Source organism: Candidatus Vicinibacter affinis (assembly GCA_016714365.1).
Taxonomy (GTDB): domain Bacteria; phylum Bacteroidota; class Bacteroidia; order Chitinophagales; family Saprospiraceae; genus Vicinibacter; species Vicinibacter affinis.
Map to the genome: position 1 here is coordinate 498,539 of JADJNH010000007.1, position 23,845 is coordinate 522,383.

At 38.7% G+C, this 23,845-nt stretch carries 17 protein-coding genes and 1 pseudogene; 12 read left to right on the forward strand and 6 right to left on the reverse strand.

All coding sequences use genetic code 11. The annotated features are described in order from the left end of the window. Positions 1-65: 65 nt before the first annotated feature. A complete protein-coding gene (locus IPJ53_16920; GenBank protein MBK7800785.1) occupies positions 66-524 on the reverse strand; it encodes a nucleoside deaminase in 459 nt (152 codons plus the stop codon). Positions 525-570: 46 nt separating this feature from the next. Here IPJ53_16920 and guaB point away from each other — a divergent pair, with 46 nt between their 5' ends. From guaB to IPJ53_16935, 3 genes are all read left to right on the forward strand, one after another. Beyond that, positions 571-2,052, forward strand: coding sequence for an IMP dehydrogenase (gene guaB, locus IPJ53_16925; protein MBK7800786.1), 1,482 nt, complete (start codon positions 571-573; stop codon positions 2,050-2,052). Positions 2,053-2,456: 404 nt separating this feature from the next. Then, the gene (locus IPJ53_16930; protein MBK7800787.1) at positions 2,457-4,763 is read left to right on the forward strand and encodes a hypothetical protein; all 2,307 of its coding nucleotides are present in this window, start codon (positions 2,457-2,459) and stop codon (positions 4,761-4,763) included. A 161-nt stretch (positions 4,764-4,924) separates the two neighbouring features. Next, positions 4,925-6,475: a glycine--tRNA ligase gene (locus IPJ53_16935; protein ID MBK7800788.1), complete on the forward strand. Its 1,551-nt coding sequence runs from the start codon at positions 4,925-4,927 to the stop codon at positions 6,473-6,475. A 40-nt stretch (positions 6,476-6,515) separates the two neighbouring features. Here IPJ53_16935 and IPJ53_16940 read toward each other — a convergent pair whose 3' ends face one another. After that, positions 6,516-6,926 (reverse strand): hypothetical protein, encoded by a 411-nt coding sequence (locus IPJ53_16940; protein ID MBK7800789.1) that lies wholly within the window; start codon positions 6,924-6,926, stop codon positions 6,516-6,518. A gap of 230 nt (positions 6,927-7,156) precedes the next feature. Further along, a complete protein-coding gene (locus tag IPJ53_16945) occupies positions 7,157-7,513 on the reverse strand; it encodes a YraN family protein (GenBank protein MBK7800790.1) in 357 nt (118 codons plus the stop codon). A gap of 51 nt (positions 7,514-7,564) precedes the next feature. Between IPJ53_16945 and IPJ53_16950 the strand changes: the two genes are divergently transcribed. After that, the gene (locus tag IPJ53_16950; GenBank protein ID MBK7800791.1) at positions 7,565-8,548 is read left to right on the forward strand and encodes a bifunctional phosphoglucose/phosphomannose isomerase; all 984 of its coding nucleotides are present in this window, start codon (positions 7,565-7,567) and stop codon (positions 8,546-8,548) included. Between the two features lie 28 nt (positions 8,549-8,576). Here the strand turns inward: IPJ53_16950 and IPJ53_16955 are convergent, their stop codons facing one another. Continuing rightward, positions 8,577-8,819: a hypothetical protein gene (locus IPJ53_16955; GenBank protein ID MBK7800792.1), complete on the reverse strand. Its 243-nt coding sequence runs from the start codon at positions 8,817-8,819 to the stop codon at positions 8,577-8,579. Positions 8,820-9,002: 183 nt separating this feature from the next. Here IPJ53_16955 and IPJ53_16960 point away from each other — a divergent pair. The 8 genes and pseudogenes from IPJ53_16960 (at position 9,003) to IPJ53_16995 (ending at position 20,786) form a co-directional block, all read left to right on the forward strand. Continuing rightward, positions 9,003-9,274 (forward strand): annotated as a pseudogene (locus IPJ53_16960) (HU family DNA-binding protein). 197 nt (positions 9,275-9,471) lie between these two features. Further along, a complete protein-coding gene (locus IPJ53_16965) occupies positions 9,472-11,442 on the forward strand; it encodes a peptidylprolyl isomerase (GenBank protein ID MBK7800793.1) in 1,971 nt (656 codons plus the stop codon). 5 nt (positions 11,443-11,447) lie between these two features. Then, a complete protein-coding gene (locus tag IPJ53_16970) occupies positions 11,448-12,326 on the forward strand; it encodes a hypothetical protein (GenBank protein MBK7800794.1) in 879 nt (292 codons plus the stop codon). A 57-nt stretch (positions 12,327-12,383) separates the two neighbouring features. Continuing rightward, the gene (locus IPJ53_16975; GenBank protein ID MBK7800795.1) at positions 12,384-13,748 is read left to right on the forward strand and encodes a peptidylprolyl isomerase; all 1,365 of its coding nucleotides are present in this window, start codon (positions 12,384-12,386) and stop codon (positions 13,746-13,748) included. Positions 13,749-14,242: 494 nt separating this feature from the next. Then, positions 14,243-16,567 (forward strand): gliding motility-associated C-terminal domain-containing protein, encoded by a 2,325-nt coding sequence (locus IPJ53_16980; protein ID MBK7800796.1) that lies wholly within the window; start codon positions 14,243-14,245, stop codon positions 16,565-16,567. A gap of 222 nt (positions 16,568-16,789) precedes the next feature. After that, positions 16,790-17,896 (forward strand): hypothetical protein, encoded by a 1,107-nt coding sequence (locus IPJ53_16985; GenBank protein ID MBK7800797.1) that lies wholly within the window; start codon positions 16,790-16,792, stop codon positions 17,894-17,896. Between the two features lie 111 nt (positions 17,897-18,007). Beyond that, the gene (locus IPJ53_16990) at positions 18,008-19,729 is read left to right on the forward strand and encodes a S8 family peptidase (protein MBK7800798.1); all 1,722 of its coding nucleotides are present in this window, start codon (positions 18,008-18,010) and stop codon (positions 19,727-19,729) included. Positions 19,730-19,742: 13 nt separating this feature from the next. Continuing rightward, positions 19,743-20,786, forward strand: coding sequence for a rhodanese-related sulfurtransferase (locus IPJ53_16995; GenBank protein ID MBK7800799.1), 1,044 nt, complete (start codon positions 19,743-19,745; stop codon positions 20,784-20,786). A 5-nt stretch (positions 20,787-20,791) separates the two neighbouring features. On the opposite strand, the gene htpG is transcribed toward IPJ53_16995, so the two are convergent. Together htpG and IPJ53_17005 are read right to left on the reverse strand one after the other, a co-directional pair. Beyond that, positions 20,792-22,651, reverse strand: coding sequence for a molecular chaperone HtpG (gene htpG / locus IPJ53_17000; protein ID MBK7800800.1), 1,860 nt, complete (start codon positions 22,649-22,651; stop codon positions 20,792-20,794). Between the two features lie 134 nt (positions 22,652-22,785). Further along, positions 22,786-23,772: an Omp28-related outer membrane protein gene (locus IPJ53_17005; GenBank protein ID MBK7800801.1), complete on the reverse strand. Its 987-nt coding sequence runs from the start codon at positions 23,770-23,772 to the stop codon at positions 22,786-22,788. Between the last annotated feature and the right edge of the window lie 73 nt (positions 23,773-23,845).

A 23,845-nucleotide genomic window follows, 5' to 3' on the forward strand; every position in this document is an offset into this window, starting at 1 on the left:
GGAGAAACAAATTTTAAGAAATGGTGATTTAAAATGATTTTATTTCAAACCCTAGGGTTCTGCTTCTAATTTCTTGACTTGATCCTTTTCTTGTGAAAAAAGGATTTCAACATTTCCGCAGATTCTTCCCCCATAAGTCCAAATTCAACCTGAGTCTTGGGGTGTAACAGATCCTTGCCATATCGCATAAAACCAAGCTTTTCATCCTCAGCAGCATATACGACTTTGGATACCTGAGACCAACGAAGTGCCCCGGCACACATTACACAGGGTTCCAGGGTAACATACAAAGTGCAGTTTTTTAAATATTTACTTCCCAGAAATTCAGAGCCTGAGGTGATGGCTAACATTTCTGCATGGGCTGTAACATCGTGCAACAATTCAGTTTGATTATGGGCCTTTGCAAGAATCTGGTTTTTATGCACCAATACAGCCCCAATCGGAATCTCCCCGGCTAGCAAAGCTTTCCTTGCCTCCGCAAATGCTAGCTTCATAAAATATTCATCACTAAAAACACTCAACATCGGGTTCGATTTTTTGCAATCAGCATGTAAAGATATATCTTTGCACATGGAATCAAACTTCTTCTCACAACACTTTCCAAGTCAGGAAGCACTGACTTTCGACGATGTACTTTTAGTACCAGCTTATTCTGAAGTCCTTCCCCGGGAAACAGACATCAGCACCTTCCTCACCACAGACATCAGAATCAATGTACCCATTATTTCAGCAGCCATGGATACAGTGACCGAAAAGGATCTGGCCATAGCCATGTCCCGCGCCGGCGGAATCGGGATTATCCATAAAAATATGAGTATTGAAGATCAAGCTTCTCAAGTGCGCAGTGTGAAACGGTCTGAAAGTGGTATGATCATCGACCCTGTAACGCTGGAGGCCTCTGCAAAAGTTAAAGAAGCCATTACACTCATGTCTCAACACAGCATTGGAGGAATACCAATTGTTGATAAATCCAACAAACTGGTTGGCATTCTGACCAATCGCGATCTCAGGTTTGAAGCCCATCCCAATCGGCCAATTCATGAGATCATGACCACCGAAAATTTGATTACCGCTCCCCTTGGCACCACACTAAATCAGGCAAAAGCCATTCTCCAGCAATATAAAATTGAAAAACTTCCGGTCATCAAAAAGGATGGCACTTTAGCAGGACTGATCACTTACAAGGACATCATGAAACTGGAAAATTTTCCAAACTCCTGTAAGGATAAATTAGGTCGTCTTGTTGTGGGTGCCGCCGTCGGTATTGCATCCGATACCATGGAACGGGTGGAAGCCCTGGTACATATGGATGTGGATGTGATTTGTCTCGACACTGCTCACGGGCATTCCAAAGGAGTCTTGGATATGGTAAAAAAAGTACGGAAACATTATAAACATCTTCAGATCATTGGTGGAAATGTGGCCACTGGTGAAGGAGCACTTGCACTTGTTCAAGCCGGTGTAAATGCAGTGAAAGTGGGAGTTGGTCCGGGCAGTATTTGTACCACCAGAGTGGTGGCAGGTGTCGGGGTTCCGCAACTCACAGCCATCGCGCTTACTTCGCAGGCGCTTAAGAAAAAAGGGATACCTGTCATAGGTGATGGAGGGATAAGATATACCGGTGACATTCCAAAAGCAATTGCTGCAGGTGCCAGCACTGTAATGGGTGGTTCTTTATTTGCAGGAACGGAAGAGGCCCCTGGGGAAACCATCATCTTCGAAGGACGTAAATTCAAAGTTTACCGCGGGATGGGGTCATTGGGAGCAATGCAACAAGGTTCCAAAGATCGCTACTTCCAGGATGTGGAAGAGGACATCAAAAAATTAGTACCGGAGGGAATTGAAGGTCGACTCCCTTTCAAAGGAAAAGTTTCCGAGGTCATGGTGCAATACATCGGTGGACTTAAGGCAAGCATGGGTTATGTGGGCGCTAAAACCATTCCCGATCTTCAGAAAGCCCACATGGTACGCATTACCAACAGCGGCATCACAGAATCTCACCCACACAACATCACGATTACCAAAGAATCGCCAAATTATTCAAGAAGATAGATGCCCGTTTTATTTGAATCTGAAAACAGGTAAAACGGACATTGACTGGTTATTTAATGGTGCATTGCCGGACTGATGCACTCTTATTTCTTACTTTTTTTTATACACAATTTTTATTTTTCATTCTCCTTGTGTTTTCGTTTGTAAAGATTGATTTACTTAAATGAAATTGGAGTGCCCATTTATTTTTATTAGCCTGCACGAAGCATAATTTGCAGTAAGGAAAGGAATTACTAAAATGATTAACCTGGGTAAGTTGCATTCACAGACGATTTATACTCTATCATATTTTTTTTGCAAATTATCTTCCAACTCCCCCTCCAGAAACTTTAACACTTAGCATGGCAGAAAATCCAATCAATTTTCGTAGTATTGTTTCAAATAATTACTTAACAATTCGGCTTATGAAAATTTTTACCTGCTTTATTTCAATAATCTCAACTTTTATCATCGGATTAAATGCACAGTCCGTAGTATATGTGAATGTTTCCGCTACAGGAACCAAAGATGGTTCAAGTTGGAAAGATGCTTTTACAGACCTGCAGACAGCCATTGATGTCGCAGCAGAAGGATCAGAACTTTGGATTGCCAAAGGAACCTACCGTCCTTCCGGAGCGGTGCCCATCACCAATGGATTCACCCTAAAAAGTAACCTGAGTCTTTATGGTGGTTTTGCAGGCACAGAAACCAATTTAAATCAAAGAGATGTAAATAAAAATCTGACGACGATCAGTGGTGATAAAAATGGTGATGACGATCCTGCCGACAATAAAAAAAATCGCACCGATAATGCCAAACACACCTTCTATGCCGGATCCGCAGTCATCAACACATCCCTTGATGGATTGACCATTTCTGGTGGATCTACTGCCGGGAGCACTGGTGTCAATGACGATAGACGTGGCGGAGGATTTCTTTGTTTCGGTGCAGTGGCGATTACCAATTGCGTCTTCAAAAATAATTATGGATATTACGGTGGAGGATTCTATCCTCGCGGTGGCGTAGCCAATTTTATTTTGAAAGATTGCTTGCTGACAGATAACACAGCTGATTTTGGAGGGGGTATGTACATTGTAACACCAGGTGGACTGGTTGACAATTGTCGTTTTGAAGCAAATCAATCTGCATCTTACGGCACCGGTATATATATAGCCAGTTCAGGAACCATTATCCAAAATTCTGTTTTTGAATCCAATGTGATGACTGGCACCACCAATGCCGGAGGAGCAGGTATTTACATGTCAGGATCTACTTCAAGTTTGGTAAATGTAAAATTCATCGGGAATACCATTACAGGTTCCTCCGGCATCAGAGGAGGCGCATTATTTGTGAATTCATGCAATACCACCATCTCTGATTGTGAATTTACGGATAACCGTGCTACTAATTCGGGTGGAGCAGTTCATGTGAATGGGGAAAGTGTGACTACTAAATTTATTGGATGCAAGTTTGACAACAACAGTGCGAATTTTGGAGGTGCGATTACCAATTACAACTCATCCGCCAATCTACCTCTGGCTCTTAAAGTAGAATACGAAAATTGTAGTTTTTTTAAGAATACTGCTTCCACTTCCGGGGGGGCAGTCTCCAATGGATTTAGAGTAAAGGCAAGTTTTAAAAATTGCACATTTACGGAAAATACCGCTCGCTTTGGTGCAGGAGTTTTTGCTCAAAATGATGAAACGGAAGTAAGTCTTATTGAATCTGATTTTATTACCAACAATGCTTCGGATAACGGAGGAGGTTTTTGCATCAATGCGGGTATGAAATGCCTGGTAGACCTATGTAAATTTGAAGGTAACTCTGCCACAGTGGGAGGCGGAATGTACATTGTAGAAGATTCATTGGATTTGACCCAACTTACCCTGACCAACTCAAGTTTTATCTACAACAGTGGACTGGAACAGGCCGGTGCAGTTAATCTTCAGAATGCTGATTCTTATGTCAACAATTGCTTATTCGCCAATAATTTTGCTTTGGAGGGTACAGGAGCCGGTGGTGCATTTTCAATTAATGTGGCCGATGGTGACAATACCACAGTAAAATTCATCAACAACACCTTTGCACTCAATCAGGCAGTTGTAGGATCTGCCATCTCTCCCTTTACGGATGGAAGTGCAGAGTTAAAAATTCAGGCATTAAATAATATTTTCTATAACCCAAATGGAAATAATTATGAAGTCGAAGGAGGAGATCCCATTTTTCAAAGTCTTGGAGGAAATCTGGCCTCTGACAAAACTTTTAATTTAAATGGACCAAATGATGATACCGAAAAAGATCCTTTATTTGTGGATGAACTAAATGACGATTTTAAATTAAAGGCTGCAAGTCCTTGCGTTAACAGAGGAATCTCCCATCCGGATGTTTACAAATATGATATTGAAGGCAGAATCAGAGACAATATGCCTGATAAAGGTTGTCACGAATTTGGTGCGCTTATAAATACAAAAGATGAAAAGAAATCAATACTTTGGTCAGTCTCCCCGGACGGTGACAACCACTCACTGAATCTATTGATCGACCATTCATGGACAGGAAAAATTCAATATCAGATTTTAGATTTGAATGGAAATATTTTAACTTCAAAGGAAATTTTTAAATCTGATGCACGACAAGTTTTTTCTGTAGAATGGAATCAGCAAGTTAAAGGAATCTATTTATTCAGGCTGAATTACGGAGATTCAGATCAAACAAGACCCTTTATGTATTAATTACTACTGGATTTTTCGAAAGTTCGATCGCTTAAATTTATAATTTTTGATTTTTAAAAATCCGTTCTTCATGGAGCGGATTTTTTTTATGTAAGATTTTACTACGTTCCATAGGTTTATATTCACCTTAATTCGATCTTTGCCCTCCAAAATGTAAAAACATGGCAATTTCTCTGGAAGACGTATTCAAAAAACTGGTAAGCCATTGCAAAGAATATGGTTTTATTTACCCTTCGTCCGAAATCTATGATGGACTAAGTGCTGTGTATGATTACGGACCATATGGTGTTGAACTTAAGAACAACCTCAAAACTTATTGGTGGAAGAGCATGGTCCAGATGAATGAAAACATTGTTGGACTGGATGCCGCCATTTTCATGCACCCTAAAATCTGGAAAGCCTCCGGCCATGTTGACGCTTTTAATGATCCATTGGTGGACAACAAAGACTCTAAGAAAAGATTCCGTGCTGATGTGTTGATAGAGGATGCCATTGATAAAATAACCGCTAAGGCAGAAAAAGAAGTTGAAAAAGCACGCAGTCGGTTTGGAGAAAGCTTTGATGAAAAATTATACCGTGAAACCAACCCCCGCGTATCCGAATACCTGAAAAAAAGCAGTGAGTACAATGATCGACTTAACAAAGCCATGACAGAAAATGACATGGTCGCTCTTAAAACCATCATCGACGAACTTGAAATCACTGACCCGGATTCCGGTTCACGGAATTGGACTGAAGTGAGGCAGTTTAATCTAATGTTCAATACCCAGCTGGGTAATATCGCCGGAGAGGAAGGAAAGTTGTATTTACGACCTGAAACTGCTCAAGGTATTTTTGTGAATTTTTTAAATGTCCAAAAAACTACCCGACAAAAAATTCCATTTGGAATTGCACAGATTGGAAAAGCTTTTAGAAATGAAATCGTCGCCCGTCAATTTATCTTCAGAATGCGCGAATTCGAACAAATGGAGATGCAGTTTTTTGTAAAACCGGGAGAAGAAATGAACTGGTACAATCATTGGAAGTCCACCCGAATGAAATGGCATTTAGCCCTGGGCACGCCTGCATCAAAATTAAGATTTCACGACCATGAAAATTTGGCCCATTATGCAAATGCAGCAGTGGACATTCAGTTTGATTTTCCATTTGGCTTTAAAGAATTAGAAGGCATACATTCAAGAACTGATTTTGATTTGAAAAGTCACCAGGAATTGTCCGGCAAAAAATTACAATATTTTGACCCGGAAGAAAATGAAAACTACGTCCCTTATGTAGTAGAGACCTCCATTGGTTGTGATCGAATGTTTCTGGCTATTTTGTCCCAGGCCTACCAGGAAGAAACAGTACCGGATGCTGAGGGACAAGATGCCACTCGTATTGTGCTGAAATTACATCCTGCACTTGCACCGGTTAAATGTGCAGTTTTGCCTTTAGTTAAAAATAAACCCGAATTGGTTGATCTCTCCAAACAAGTTCTTGGAAAACTGAAATCTTCATTTCAATGCCAGTACGATGACAAAGATGCAATTGGGAGGAGGTACAGAAGGCAGGATGCAATTGGAACCCCATGTTGTGTCACAGTAGATTTTGACAGCCTGAGTGATGGAACCGTTACCTTGAGAGACCGGGACAGCCTTCAACAGGAAAGAATTTCCATAGATGACCTGGTTAAAACTATTGAGGCCAGAATTTCATGGACCAATTTATTCTAGAAAACCTCAATAGGGTTATTGATGTACTTTCTTGCTTGAATTAATTTTCAATTGTTCTCTTCATGCCTGCTTTAACACCAAAATAAGCGGCAGGCATAATTCCAATGATGGCGGAAACCCACATCCACCAGGGATGAGGAAATCCTATTAAATTGATTAAAGTGAACAACAACATCAATCCTCCCAATATTAATCCAAGCCTGAGTTGATCACTTTTAGCCAGAATGGTGCATACCAACGCACTCAAAAATGCTCCTGACACCCAGGCGATCACCACCAATATTAGAGACCCAATCGGGGCCTGTGCCATGTATTCCTTTAATCCCTCAGGAGTTCTGACATTGATGGTCTCCGGTATTGGAAACAATTTCATGCCCAACCATTCAAGCGCCATTACGCCCACATTACCGGCAATAATTCCTGCCAGTACCGCCATAATCTTATTACTCATCAAAAGTTCTTTAGTTGGCGGTAAATATAAAGGCTAATTCCAAATACATCAAATAACCTTTAAACTTCATTTGTCAGAAAAACCTTCATTTTGATTTATCTCCTGAATTTGCATTCTAATCTATTTTATGAGGCCCACTTCAACATTAACTCATTAACAAATTAGCTAATTAACTCATTATCACATTAACTCATTAACTCATTATCACATTAACTCATTATCACTTTCTCCTAAAACCACGCATCTTTAAAATGTTCCACCTCCTCCTTGCCATTTTTTCTAAGCAACACAGAAATCACATCATAGCGAATTTCCCATTCATGTCCTGATTTAATCATGTATTGGGAAGCCGCATCTTCTATCAGCTGTCTTTTGCGTTCCGAAACAAACTCTTCAGGCCTGCCATAGAAATCATAACTTCTGGTTTTAACTTCCACAAAAACCAATACAGCTCCATCCTTCACAATGAGGTCAATTTCTGCTCTGCTGAACCTCCAGTTCCTTTCAAGAATTTCATAACCGAGGTCCACAAGAAAACTGGAGGCAATTTCCTCTCCCCTTTTACCTAAATCAAGATGGTTGCTCAAGTATTTGTAATTTAGCCACTCAAAATTAATTCCTTCCGTCCTATGTTTGACATGGTAAAACGTTTTCCCGCTCAGTTAGAAGAGGCAATGAGCATTGGCGCCAATGCAAAACTCACGCCATTGGACTTTATACCAAAACTGGTATATGTCGCAGGAATGGGTGGTTCAGGGATAGGCGCAGATTTTGTGGCTTCATTTATTTCCACTCAGGCCAGCTTGCCTTACCTGGTGGGAAAGTCTTACGAGGCACCTGCCTACATAGACCGCCATTCTCTTGTAATCGCATCCTCCTACAGTGGAAACACAGAAGAAACCCTTGCAGCCATTAACCAGATTTTAAATACCGGAGCACGGATCATTTGTGTTGCGTCCGGTGGCAAACTGATAGCTTTGGCCAAGGAAAAGGGGTTTGACTACATTCAGGTACCTGACAATTGGGCTTCTCCAAGGGCCTGTTTGGGATACTCAACCGTCGCCCAACTCTATATTCTGAAACACCTCGGGCTCTGGTCGCATGATTTTGAGTCTGAGCTAACCAGATCTATTAAATCTCTTCGAGAGGACACCCTGCAGATCCAGGAAAAAGCCAAACATTTGGCTAATACACTTTATCAAAAAAATACGGTGATCTACTCTTCTGATAGAATCGAACCGGTTGCCATCAGATTTCGTCAGCAAATCAATGAAAATGCCAAAAGACTTTGCTGGCATCACGTCATCCCTGAGATGAATCACAATGAACTGGTCGGTTGGAGAAAGGCGGATCCGTCACTTGCGGTCATTTTCCTTAGAAACAACGATGATCATCCTCGGAATGAACTGAGAATTGAATTAACTAAAGAAGTGGTCTCCCACTATGCAGGCACTACTGTTGAACTGTATTCAAAAGGACAAACTTTGATAGAACGATCCCTTTATTTGGTACATCTGTTGGATTACGCAAGCGTTTATCTAGCCGATCTCAACAAGGTAGACGCCATAGAAGTTAAGGTGATTGACTTTCTTAAGACTGAATTGTCAAAAGTAACTGATTAGCAGATTCTTATGGGTTGTCTGAGTTTAGTTAATTCGTTTTCTTGATTGGCTTTCTTTTATCAGACTTTTTAACAGAGCCACTGGAATTCATCCTCTTTTTGCTGTCCCACAGCCCCGAGGAAGCTTTCCGCTTTGGGTTTCCATGTTTATCTACTTTTACATTTGCATCTTCAGCAGGGCACCCGGTACCCCTGTTGCAAGAAAACATACAGACTGTTGAAAGAAAGGCTCCAACAAAAATGAAACGGGCTAATTTGCTAAATCTATCCATTTAATGGGCAATTTATTGATTATCAATTGCAAAGTTAACGTTTTTACTACTGTTTTCCCAGCTTAAACGCAAAAAATGCTTATATATGTGGACTCTTGAAACATAAATTATTTTTAAATATGTTGAATATTATAAAAAAACATATATTTTTGTCTCATTATTTTATAATTTAAACTTATCAAAATGAACAAAGGTGATTTGATCAACAATGTAGCCAAGGCCGCTGAAGTAACTAAAGTTCAAGCTGCTGCAGCTGTTGATTCTGTTTTAGAATCAATTGAAAAAGTCTTAAGAAAGGAGATAGAGTAACTCTCGTAGGATTTGGTACTTTCTCTGTTTCTTTGAGAAAAGCTAGAGAAGGACGAAACCCTGCAACCGGTAAAACCATTAAAATACCTAAGAAAAAAGTGGTTCGCTTTAAAGCCGGAAAAGGTCTTTCTGATAAACTTAACTAGTCCCTGTCTACTTAAAAAAATAAGCCTCCACACCTATATCACGGTTTGGAGGCTTTCCTTTTTATAGGGCTCCGTTGACAATTTTGTTTGGACCCTAAAATTTTCTTCCGTATAGACCTAAGCCTCAGAACATTAACCAATTATTAGCACCAAAACTTCTATAATTGACTATTTTTGCCCGTTATAATCCATTTTATATGAAACTGAAAATTTCTGTATTAAGTACGGTATTCATCCTACTCATTCAATTAGTTTATTCTCAAACCAGTGATCCTGTTTTATTTTCAGTGAACGGAAATCCTGTCAAAGTTTCTGAATTTGAATACATCTACAACAAGAACAACGGCAAGGATGCCAATTTTACCAAAGCATCACTTGATGAATACCTCAATCTCTATACCCGATTTAAATTAAAAGTGCAGGCTGCACGTGATATGAAACTGGATACCATCCCAGCTCTGATAAAAGAACTGGAAGGTTACAGACAACAATTAACCACCAATTACCTCAACGACAAAGAAGTTACAGATAAATTGGCCAAAGAAGTTTTCGAACGTCAGACAAGAGACATTTCTGTGAGTCATATTCTCTTTAGTTTAAGCCCAAATGCTTTGCCGGAGGACACCTTGAAATCCTACAATATAGCCATGGAGGCATATCGTGCTATCCAAAAAAATAATGATTTCGATGCTGCGGCAAAAAAATATTCTAATGACATCAGCACTGCACAAAAATCAGGCTTTCTTGGTTGGTTTACCGCCATGCTACCGGATGGATTTTACCAATTTGAGAATGCAATTTATCATCTGAAAAAAGGACAAATTTCTACTCCTTTAAGAACCAGACTTGGATACCATATACTTAAAGTAAATGATGTCCGCCCGGCAAGGAGAAAAATTGAAGCAGCCCATATTTTATTTAGAAAAGGAGTAAAAGGGAAACCAGATATTTTGGCTCAGGCTAAAGTGGACAGTATTTATAAACTCCTCAAAGGAGGTGCAAGCTTTGAAGATCAGGCAAGATTGGTCAGTGAAGATAAAACCACCGCCATGATTGGTGGAAATGTTGGTTTTTTTGGCATCAACCAGTATGAGTCTAATTTTGAAGATGCCGCTTTCTCCCTGGCTAAAGATGGTGACATTTCAGCACCTGTAGAAACGAGTATTGGCTGGCACATCATCAAAAGACTGCGTAAAGAAGAAGAACTTCCTTACGAAAGAGCCAAGAAAAAAATTCAGTCTGAAATTACCAGAGATAGCCGATTCAAAGAAGCACAAGGCAGCTTGATCGAAAAAATTAAAATCGAATCAAAGTATAAGGAAAACTCGGCAGCGCTTGATCGATTTGCAGCCAAAATGGACACGAACTTTTTTACTTATAAGTGGAAGTCTCCCGAATTTTCTGAAAATGAAGAGTTGGGAAGTCTTGGTGACATTAAACTAAAAAGCCAGGATTTCGCCGAGTTCGTTAAATCAAATACCAGACAAAGAATTCAAGGCGCGGAAGATCAAAAAGTAAGGGCAACCATCCAAAATATGTTCAACGATTATGTAGCCCAAAAATGTCTGCAGTATGAAGAAACAAGGCTGGAAGATAAATATCCGGAATTCAAAGCCCTGATGAGAGAGTATCGAGAAGGAATCCTTTTATTTGAAGCAACCAAAAATGTAGTTTGGGACAGGGCTTCTGAGGACACTACCGGATTAAGAATGTTCTATGAAAAAAATAAATCGAAATACAAATGGGATGAAAGGGCACTCATATATTATGTGTCCATTGATACTTCTGACATAAAACTTGCCAATAAAATATATAAGTTTATGTCAAAGAAAAGTGTCAGCAAAGGCATAGATAAATTTGACAAGAAAAAAGACTTCATTGCCTTCCAAAAGAATACAACTGAAAAGAAAAATACAGAATCTTACGAAGGACTTCAATTTACAACCGGATTCACTACTCCATTGACTAAAAATGAAAATGGAAAAGGTTATGTATTTAGAAAAATTGAACAAATCCTGCCGGTTGATAATAAATCACTTGATGAAGCGAGAGGTTTTATTATTGCTGACTATCAGGATCACCTGGAAGCATTATGGATTGACGAACTTAAACAAAAATACAAGGTAGAAATCAATCAGGATGTCTTAAATAGTCTTGTTAAAAAATAAATCATATGCGGAAACCCATCGATCTTGCAAAAGTACTTTTTCTGTACTCGATTTTGCTATTTTCGTTTGGGTGCAAAAACACAAAACCAGAAGCTTCACAGGATATTTCGACAGAATTTCTTTTAGCTAAATATAAAAATGAGAAGCTCGTATTAGCTGATATCGAGCCCCTGCTTCCGGTCTTTCAGTCTCCAGAAGACAGCATTCAATTCATTTCCGTAATGGTCGATAAGTGGATCCGAAATAAGGTTTATCTGGAAGAAGCCAAAATGCAAATCAAGAGCAATGAGGAAATCGAAAGACTTGTTGATGATTACAGAAGTTCTCTCATTTTGGATGCATATGAAGAAAATATTTTCAATCAAAAAATAGACAGCAGTATTTCGGATCAGGAATATCTTAATTACTACAACCAAAAGAAGGCTGAGTACAAATTAGAGAGCCCAATTCTGAGGATGATGTATGTTAAAATTTTAAAACAAAATCTTGATCAGAAAATATTTATGCCTCTATGGGAAAAACCAGATGGTGCACGTTTACTTCAGCTTCAGAAATTTTGTCAAAATAACGCTGAAGTAAGTCTGCTTCAAATGGATAAATGGAATAAATGGAATGACATTAAGGACATTATGCCTTCTAAGTTTGTCAATTTAAATACGCTGCAAAGCGGCCTAAACAGAGAATTCGCAGACTTTAAATATAATTATTTCCTAAAAATCCGTGAATTGGTTAAACCCAATGAAACGCCACCATTGTCCTTTTTTAAAATTCAGGCTACAAAGTCCATCCTGCACGATCGAAAGGAAAAACTGATCGAACAAACCAAATCAAAGCTCTACGAAAGAGAACTGAAGAATAAGTCCATCCAGAATTTTGTAAAATAATTAAATCTAATCTCTTGCGTTAATCATACATCCTATATAATACAACAGCCAATAATTATGAAAATTAAAATATATCTCGGTCTCATTCTATTGAATGTGTTTAACGGACCGGTCTTTTCTCAGACCAATTTGTATGTGGATCGCATCATTGCCAAAATTGGTGGAGAAATTATTCTCTATTCTGATCTTCAGGATCAGAAAGCATACGTGAAGGAAAGACAAGGCGGTGCATTGAATGAAGAAGATGATTGCGCAATTTTAGAAAATTTGTTTCTTCAGAAATTTATGATTCATCAGGCTAAATTAGACAGCATTGAAGTAAGAGATGAAGAAGTTGAACAACAACTTGATGCAAGAATTGACCAAATTCTGCAATACATGAACAATGACACCAAAAAATTTGAAGAATATTACGGCCAAACCATAACTCAGGTAAGAAATAGATTCAGAGAGGATCTGAAAAATCAACTTCTTACAGAAAGACTCCAAAATAAAGTGATTGGTAATGTGAGTGTAAGTCCGCAAGAAACCGATTTGTTTTTTAGAAGAATTCCAAAGGACAGCCTTCCCTACTTCAGTTCAGAAGTTGAAATTTCTGAAATCCTCTACAAGCCAAAACCAAATAATGAAGCGGTAAAAAATGCAAAAGAGAAACTGAACAAACTTTTACTGAGAATTAAAGGTGGAGAAAGTTTTGAAAAATTGGCACAAACCTATTCCGATGATCCTGGTTCTGCAAAAGCGGGCGGCAGTCTTGGCTGGATGAAAAGAGGGAATCTCGTTCCGGAATATGAGGCGGCGGCCTTTAATCTTGAAAAAGATTCTGTTTCCGGGATTGTAGAATCTGAATTTGGTTACCACATCATTCAACTCCTTGGGAGAAGAGGCAATAATATCAATACACGTCACATCCTTATCAAACCCGAAATTAAAGAGGAGGATTATCAAAAATCTGAAAAATACTTGGACAGTATCAGATCAATAATCATAAAGGATTCCCTGCCTTTCGAATTTGCAGTAAGGCAATTTTCGGATAAAAAGTCTGAGACCTATAACAACGGGGGTCAGTTGATAAACCCCAAAACAGGAAACAACTATTTTGAAGTCGCAGATCTGGAACCTGATGTTTATTTTGCAATAGATGCGCTTAAAGTGGGTGAGATTTCCAAACCCGTAGGCTCCAATGATCAGGAGGGTAAAAAGTATTTCAGAATTTTTAAATTACAATCTCGCTCCAATCCCCACAAGGCAAGCCTGGAAGCGGATTATGCAAAAATTCAAACTGCCGCTAAGGAAATGAAAAAGAATGATCACTTCAAAAAATGGATGGAACAGAAGATTCCAAAAATATATGCTGAGGTAGATCCTGACTTAAAAGCGATTTGTCCAAACCTTCAGACCTGGGGAGGAGCACAAAACTAATTCATTAAAAGCAGGATTATTGTTCCTTGACTTGCTAAATGAATGATTTCATTTATGCTGTCAAATTGTGCTGTCAAATTATAATTTAATGGGTAGGCTTATCATTAATGTTCCCAAAATAACCTGTGGAAATATTTAAAATTGGGTAAAAAAAAAAGAGATCGGTTCATACCCCCCAGCGAACCGACCTCAGAAATTGTTGTATCTAATTTCTTGGATACTTGCCGGATTTCTCCGACAATTAATCTAGTACAGAAACCTTGCCAATTTTATAAAAAATCATATTTTTTTTAATATTCATCAAGAATTAAATTAATGGCTCACATAAATAATTGAATTATAGTTATTTATGAAAATGAACAATTTTATATTAATTTGGATTGGATATCTATCTTACCTTTTGAACGATCTTCCATGACTATTTATCGGGTTTATATAAGTTGTGTTGAGAACAATTGCCTCTCAACTGTTCCGTTATGGTAACATCTCTCCTTATGAAATCTAATTATGCTGCATCCTGTACTGCTCGCTATATGATTAAAAGTCTGCTGGTCTTGATGTTAATGGCTATTACCATTCCCCGGATTCTTTCTCAATCCAACGAAGGGACTGAGTTTTGGTTTAGCTTCCTTGAGCACAGGGACAGGGGTAATGCCAGATTATGCATGATCAGTTCAAAATACAACACCTCCGGAACTATAAGTTTGGATGCGATTGGGTGGTCGGTCAATTTCAATTTACAGGCAAACACAATCCTTACCCTCTCAGTCCCTCCTGAAGCCGAAAATTTTGGTTCTGAATTTAAAGCGAATAAAGGCGTGCGGGTAGTAACCAAATTACCAAGTTCGGTTTACATCCACCAATATCATGAATTCCGCTCTGATGCTGCACTGGTATTGCCTGTAAGTTCATTGGGGAGTGAATATTATGTGATGACCTACTCCGGTTACCAAAATAATGATGACCACTACCCATCTGAATTCGTAATAGTTGCCACACAAAACCAAACAGTACTTGATCTCTACTTTTCTGCTGATACCCGGGGTGGCCAGAAAAAATTAAGCACTCAACAGATCATCCTGAATGAAGGTGAAACCTATCAAGTTCAGGCTGCAAGAGTGACAGATGATTTGAGCGGCACCTTTGTTAAAGGAAATAAAAATTTTGCAGTTTTTAGTGGCAACCGGTGGACACAGATCCCGACAGGTTGTGGGAATAGAGACAATACTTTGGAACAAATGTATCCAATTGAAACATGGGGTAAAGAATTTATAGCTGTCCCTTCCAAGTTTGTGGATTATGATTTGTTTAGAGTGCTGGCTGCTGAAGATGCTACCGAAATAGTTGTCCAAACTTATCTGCCGCCTTCCAAACAAACCATTTATCTAAATAAAGGACAATGGCGGGAATTCAGACTGAATAAACAATCTGCCTATATTAAAAGTACCCGTCCGATCATGTTGGCACAGTTTCTCGTGGGCGGAAATTGCAATGGACTGAATGGACTGGGAGACCCCTCCATGGTATTGCTTAACAGCATTGAACAGTACAGAGATACAGTAACATTGTACAATTCGCCCTATGAAAATATCATCAACAATTTTATAAACATCATCATCCAATCACGTGACAGTACAAAGCTTACAGTAGATGGAAAAACCATCCGACAATGGGGAGCAAACTTTTCTACAGTGGGCGACTCAAACCAGTTTGCTTTTGTCCAATTAGAAGTAAAAGACGGACCACACACGCTTATTTCACAGGGATGTGGTCTCATCGCTGTTGCCTATGGCTATGGACAGGCAGAATCCTATGCATATGGAGGAGGTGCCAATTTTTATAAAATAAATCAGATTCCCATTCCGGATGGATCCTGTCTCACTGACAGCCTTCTTTTGAAATCCGGATTTCCCCCCTCCCGCTTTAATGTTGCCTGGGATTTAGGTGATGGCACTTTATCAAATCTCCACGAATTTAAACACCGTTACAAAGCTCTTGGAAACTACACCGTACAGCTGTTTGTCCATGATTTATGCAGGAATACATTTGACACTTTGGATAAAAAGATTCTTATAAGCCTTAGACAAGGATTGACTGCCTATCCGGATACAACAGCCTGTTTAGGTTCTGTAATAAACCTCCATGCCCTTGATCGGGATGAAAGTACCTATTTGTGGAATGGACCCAATGGTTTTAGTTCTGACAATCAGCATCCAAAATTGATCATAACAAATGTTCAACAGTCGGGAACTTACTCTGTTGTGAGTGATTATTACGGCTGTGAAAGTTATCCAAAAGAATTATTTATCCAGGTTTATGAAAATCCAATACCTGACCTTGGAAGAGATCTCTATTTCTGCCCTGAAAAGGAAAGTGTCATTCTAAAAACAACATTTACTTCAGGATTGGTTTGGCAGGATGGATCAATGAAGGAGGAATTTATTGTTGAAAAAGGTGGCCTTTACAGTATTCAGGTAACCAATGAATATCAATGTGTGGGAAATGATACCATTCTTATCGAAGAGCGCTGCCCTGCAGAATACTTTTTTCCGAATATATTCTCACCGAATGGTGATGGAATCAATGACCTCTTTGTACCCAAGACAGTGTATTTGAACAATTACAAACTTCAGATCTTTAGCAGATGGGGAGAGCTTCTTTTCAGTACGGAAGATCCATCCATTGGTTGGGATGGCACTGCAAATGGTCAGCCTGTGCTTCCGGGAGTCTATATTTACTTGTTTTCTTACACAGGATATGACACCAAATATCAAGTACTTCAAAAAACCATTTCCGGAGATCTGACTCTTATCCGTTAATAAGAATCTTACCATTCTCCAGTAATCATGCAGAATTATGTGCACAGATCAAACTCGTTGTAATTGAGGATTGCATAATCCCTTATTCAAACTGTATGTTTTGTTTTTTGCAAAATTTATACATATTATAGAAATTTACATATGTTTTTGTCAAATTTGGATAATTATATCCTTTGTGGCCAATCTAATTTTGATTCATTAATCAACTAAAAATATTCTAGTATGAATTCAAAATTAATCATGACAATTATGTTGATGGTCTCAACAAGTTTGTTTTCAAAATTAAAGGCTTCCGAAGCAATGCCGGGTATCCTGATGGCAGGAATAGAAATTAAAGGTTTTCCAAATGACTCCAATCAACTAGTCAATATCTGTATGTATGAATTGAAAAAATTAAACATCTATGATGTGCTCAACCAAAAAGATGTAGAGTTCTCTGCAAAAGAAAATCACATTGATCTTACCAATTGCATGAGCAAACAATGTATGGCGCAAATCGGTAAGGTTTTAGGTGTGGAAAAAGTGATCGGAGGGAGCATTGAACAATTTGGTGAAAAAATATACATATCCTTTCGTTTGCTAAATGCTTCAGGCGGAAATATCGAAAAGACTTATAGCCAGGAATTCATAGCCTATCCGGATCGGCTGCCACAGATGATCGAAATTACTTTAAGAAAAATGCACAGTCTGGAAGTAGATGAAGCAAAACTGAAATCCCTCACCTCCGTACAAAGTCTTGAAAGCACCTTAAATAATCCTAAAATAAACCGGCTCAATCTAAGTGGTCCGCGATTTGGATTTGGATTTATTGCGGGCCAGGATGGAAAAGACTTTAGAAGACCTGAGAAAGAAGGAGGCTGGGGAAATTCACCAATCCTTTCCCATTTTGGCTATCAGTTTGAAATTTCATACTTGAATCAGGGAAGTATTCAGGGCCTGTTTGAATTTCTTCCTTTGATTTCAGGAGTTGAATATGGCTCCCTCATTCCCAGTTTTACCTTCCTCCATGGGATAAGATCCAATAAGACGGGTCTTGAATTCACCATTGGCCCTTCGTTTAATGCGACCAGGAGAACCGAGGGAGTTTACATCAATGAAGGATGGACCTCCCTCAGCAAACCTAAAAGACCATTAACTGCGGAAGAATTAAGCAACTCCCGAGAGGCACTTACACAAGGTGGACAAGTAAAACTGGAAGGCGGACTAGCCATTGGCTTTGGCAAATCCTTTAGAAGCGGACATGTAAACTTCCCTGTAAATGCCTATGTAGTCTTAAGAAAAGACAGCCCAAGATTTGGATTGTCGATGGGATTCAACACTAAAAAGTAGCACCAATCACACCAAGAGAACCCTCGTTAAGAAAGGCCTGAAGAAACTTTCAGGCCTTTCTTATTTTCAATTTAGCCTTTGACTTTCTTAACTTTGCACAAAATTTGGCTCATGCGTTTTCAAATGATTTTGGTTGCAATTATTCTTTGTTCTTCTACTTACGGTCAGAAGTGTTTTATTCATCCTTCAGTATATGAAAAGCTACAACAGCAATCTGAAGTGACCATTCTGGTAGAATTAAAGGAAAAGCCTGGCTTTCCGCTTTACCAGGAAAGCTGGTCAAAAGAAAAAAAATCCACTTATGTGTATCAACAACTCTCAACGGTGGCATATAAAAGTCAAAAATCACTCATTGACTATTTTATTAAAAAACGCCTTGAATATCAACCCTTTTGGATCCTTAATGCAATCAAGGTTAATGTAGATCGTAACAATCTTGAAGAAATTGCCTTGTCCCCTCAGGTTAAAGCGATTTATTACGATGTTCCGTTTTCATTAAAATTAGGACAGGATAATAGCCTTAAAAAACTTCAGGAGAGGGCCCCGGAAATTACTTGGGGTTTAAACAGAATTGGTGCAGATAAAGTCTGGCAAATGGGTTTCGAAGGCCAAGGGGTAACACTGGCAGGTGAAGATACTGGTTACAAATGGGATTTGGAAGGCATTAAGGATAAATACAGAGGTTGGAATGGAAGTTCAGTAGACCATAACTATCAGTGGCATGACGCCATACACAGTATCAGTGTTTTGAGTGCAGACAGTCTTAATCCGTGTGGTTTAAGTCTGAAAGAACCATGTGATGACAATGGACACGGCACTCACACCGCCGGTACAATGGTGGGGAGTACCGCCGATAATTTATACGGAGTGGCACCGAAAGCTAAGTGGATTGGATGCAGGAACATGGAGAGAGGAAATGGTGCTCCCTCCACTTATATAGAGTGTTTCCAATTCTTTCTGGCTCCAACTGACCTGGATGGCATGAATCCAAAACCAGAACTTGCGCCTCATGCAATCAACAACAGCTGGTATTGCAGTCAGGGGGAAGGCTGTAATGCATCCAATTACATTTATATGGAAGAAGTGATCAACAATTTAAAAAAAGCAGGAATTGTTGTGGTTGTTTCCGCCGGAAATGATGGAGTTGGTTGTGGAACCATCAGTAATCCACCCGCCATGTTTGAAAATAGCTTCACGGTGGGTTCATTTGCTTCAAATGACACCATTAGCGGCTTCAGCAGCGCAGGACCCGTTAGAATTGACAGCAGTGGCCGCATTAAACCTAATGTCGTTGCTCCGGGCTCCTACGTCATTTCAAGAACACTTTCAGGAGAATTGCAAGGCTGGAACGGGACCAGTATGGCCGGACCCCATGTTGCCGGATTAGTTGCGTTGATCATCAGTGCACATCCTGCATTGGCCGGACAAGTGGAAAAAATTGAAACCATCATTGAGCAGAGCGCGAGACCTGATGATGCAATCATTGATTGTGAAGGTTTATTGAATTCCGCACGACCAAATCATGTTTATGGTTACGGTAAGATTCAGGCTGATGCAGCTGTCAAAATGGCACTCCTTCTGAAGACAGATGAAGAACAAAGAATTAAAACCGGTTTTACCTTAAGTCCTAATCCAGCGAAGGATTTTATTAAGATAGCGTTCAATGATAACCTGCAGCACACCATCCAAATTTATGATTTTCTTGGCCATGCTATTTTGGAGAAATTTCTCATCCAAAGCACCGGCATTATTTCAATTACCGACCTTCCGAAAGGAATCTATTTATTAAAGATAAGGGAAACCGGAAGTTCCAGATTGTTTTTGAAAAACTGATTTTTGTATGGCCATACAACTGCACAACAAAGTAAATCGTGAGATCCTGATTCAAAAAATGAAGGAAAGTCGCGAACTCAGGACGACAATTTCTTTTTATAATTATGTAAAGATTGCAAACCCTACACTCTTTAGGGATCACTTGTATTTAGTTTTTGATGAATTAAAGGTATTGGGCAGAATCTATATAGCTCAAGAAGGTATCAACGCCCAGATTTCTGTCCCGAATGAATTATTAGATCAATTTAGATTTGCCATAGCAGAAATTACTTTTCTAAAAGACATACGTTTAAATTATGCCATCGATGATGATGGAAAAAGTTTCTTCAAACTTAAAATTAAAGTTAGACCTAAAATTGTTGCTGATGGATTGGATGACAACAGTTTCGATGTTACTGATTCCGGCGTGCACTTGAATGCAGAAGAATTTAACAAATTGACCGATAAGGAAGATGTGATTGTGGTAGATATGCGCAATCATTATGAAAGTGAGGTCGGCAAATTTGAAAATGCAATTACTCCTGATGTGGTTACTTTTAGAGAATCCCTACCTATAGTAGCCGATATGCTGGCAGAAAAAAAAGACAAACCTGTAATCATGTATTGCACCGGTGGCATCCGGTGTGAAAAAGCATCAGCTTACATGAAATACAAGGGATTTAAAGAAGTGTACCAACTGAATGGTGGCATTATTGAATACGCACGCCAGGTTAAAGAAAAAGACATTAAAAATAAATTCATCGGAAAAAACTTTGTTTTTGATGAAAGACTTGGAGAGCGAATATCCGACCAAGTTATCAGCAAATGTCACCAATGTGGAACCCTTTGTGACAGGCATACAAATTGTCTCAACGATCAATGCCACATACTTTTTATTCAGTGTGCAGCATGTTCAGAAAAATATAACCAATGTTGCAGCCAGCGTTGTGCGGACTTCAATTTACTATCGGAAGATAGAAAAAATGAACTTGCCGGAAAGATAGAATTCAATGGCTCTGCCTTTTCCAAAGGTCGGTATAAGGCTTTGGGAAAAGATGAACACCTGGATCTGACTTAAGAAGTTCAGATCTTCTCCAAACTTCTTTTTACAAAATCAGTTAATGCAGCTCCTTTAAGCATTTGCTGTTCCAACAGAGCCAATTCCAAAAGATAAGTTGCCAATTGCTGCTTTGTGGATTCATCTTCCATGGCAACCAATTTCTGAGCAATGGTTGGATGATTTGAATTGACAATCACCGAATGTGAATCTTTAAACATATCATCTTGTTCGCCACGAGCCATATGCATCATGTGTTGCATTTCGGACATTCGTCTTAAGAATTCAGGGCGGACGATCTGTATTGGAGGATCATTTGGTGAAAGTGGTTTTACCTCTGTATTGGTGGCTAAATTAATGGACAATTGTTTGAATAATTCAGTCACTGATTTTTGCTGGTCTTCATTTAAAACGGACTCCGGTTTTTCATCAAGATCAATTAATCTGTCAACCGTATCTGAATCGATTCGTTTAAAACTCATTTCTGCTTTATATTCCAGATGTTGGATGAAATGATTGTCAATGATCTGATCCATCAATAACACATCATATCCTCTATTCTTGCATTGTTGAATAATGCTGTGATGCAATAAAGGATCATGGGTATACAAGACATTCAGGCGCTTATTTTTATCAGTCTGAACATCCTTCACCTTTTCCTTATATTCTTCAATGGTTTCATAAACCTTGTCCACATTTTTAAAAAGTGAAAATGCCATTGCCTTTTCAGCAAATTTCTCATCAGAGATCAATCCATATTTAATGAAGGTTCCGATGTCGTCCCATTTTCTTTCAAAATCCAAGCGATCTTTTTTAAATAACTCCTGAAGTTTTTCTGCTACTTTTTTCGTGATGTAGCCGGTTATTTTTCGTACGTTGGCATCTGATTGAAGATAGGATCTGGACACGTTAAGTGGTATGTCCGGAGAATCTATTACTCCATGCAACAACATTAAAAATTCCGGTACAATTTCCTTTACATCATCCGTAACGAATACCTGATTAGAATACAGGTGAATTTTGTTCTTCTGTATTTCAAATTGATTCTTTATTTTCGGAAAATAAAGAATTCCGGTAAGGTTAAATGGATAATCAATATTTAAATGAATCCAAAATAAAGGCTCTCCGGAAAATGGATACAACTCTTCATAAAAAGCTTTGTATTCTTCTTCTGTAATTTCTGCAGGTGATTTTTTCCAGAGCGGGTTGGTATTGTTGATGATGTTAGGAACTTCAATCTCTTTATCTTCCTCCCCCTCTCTAATGGTTTCCTTTTTGGTTCCCAGTTGAATTGGGACAGGAAGAAATTTGCAGAATTTATCCAGCAGGGTCTGCAATTTAAATTCTTCTAGATATTCCTGTGCATCAGTACTCAAATGAAGTACAATATCAGTTCCTCGATCTGATTTTTCATCAGGTTGAATGGTATACTCTGTTTCTCCGTTACAAGTCCATCTTACGGCAACAGAATCTGATTTATATGATTTTGTGATTACTTCCACTTTTTCTGCCACCATAAAAGCAGAATAAAACCCAAGCCCGAAATGACCTATGATATTTAGTTCATCTTTGTATTTGTCTAAAAATTCCTGGGCAGAGGAAAAGGCTACCTGATTTAAGTATTTATTGACTTCCTCTTCGTCCATACCAATACCACGATCACGAATGGTAAGTGTTTTATTTTCTTTATTTGGTATGATTTCAATATTTAAATTTCCAAGCTCCCCTTTCATTTCTCCTCTGTTGGAGAGCGCCTTTAATTTACTGGTGGCATCAATTGCATTGGAAATTAACTCACGTAAAAAAATCTCTTGTTCAGAATAAAGGAATTTTTTTATAATTGGAAAAATGTTCTCCGTTTGTACAGATATCTTACCGCTTTGCATAATTTTTTAAATTTGATTTTGTTCAGTCAAAGGCTGTGCCAGTCAGTCTAAAACTGACAAAATGGCAACTACAGAAGACTTAAAATAAAAAATCCCGGTTTCATTGCCGGGATTAATAAAACAATATTGGAATTTTAATCTTTTATCCAGCGCTTGGTTGTTTTGAGACCACCGGATTGAATCCTGACCAGATATATACCTTTCTTGTAATGATCTACCCCTAGTTCCAAATTAGAACTGTATGGATTCAGTGGACCTTTTTCTATAAGTTGCCCCATTAGATTCAATACATAATATTCGCCTTTAACTGGTTTTTCCAATTGAAGAATCAGATTAGATTTTACCGGGTTGGCTAAAACATGAAATTCAGGTCCACCTGCTGGATTGCTGGTTGAACTTGTGATGTCAAATTTATTTCCTGAATTCAATACTTCTTTTGAGTTGATGTCCTGAACCCAAACCAATACGTACATTTCATTTTCTACCCAGGAAGGGTCAATAGTTAATGAATAGCTTAAATTTTGACTTCCCCCATTGTCAGCTAAGTTTATAGGGTCACCATCGGCCTGGCTGATAAATTTACGAAATACATTATGGTGTACTTTTTCGCCATTTGGAGAAGCCAGGTTTATTTTACGCTCCACTGCTGCTGCATATACTCTGAAAGTTCCCGATGGCTTATTGCCTACAGTCCTAATTTCTACACTGATATTCCTCAGACTGGAACCGGTTTCTTTGACCACCACTTGCACGGGTGAAGTCTTGTTTAACTCCGCGTCCAATACCGCAGCATTAACTGACGATAGAGATTTTTTGGAAGTACCATGAATAACCAGTGTGGGTGTGCTGTTTATTGCATAATAATTTGCTCTTAGCGAATTCTCTGTTTTGTTGGCCTGGTATAAAGTACAAGCTGTGTACGGAAATGAAGGATGCACCGTCATGTGGTGATAATTTCCTTCATACTTCGTGAGAAGGCTATAAAAACTAGGATTTCTAGCACCACAGATGCCACAATATGTATTTGTAAAGTGCTCCATAAAAATATAACGCTTCGCCTGAGCGTTCATATCAGAAGCTATTAGGGAGATCAAAAAAGAGAGGAGTAGAATTCTTTTCATAAGTTAAGTATTTCAGTATCAGTTACAAAAATAATTAAACATCCTCATATTGCATAATGTTCATCATATTAAT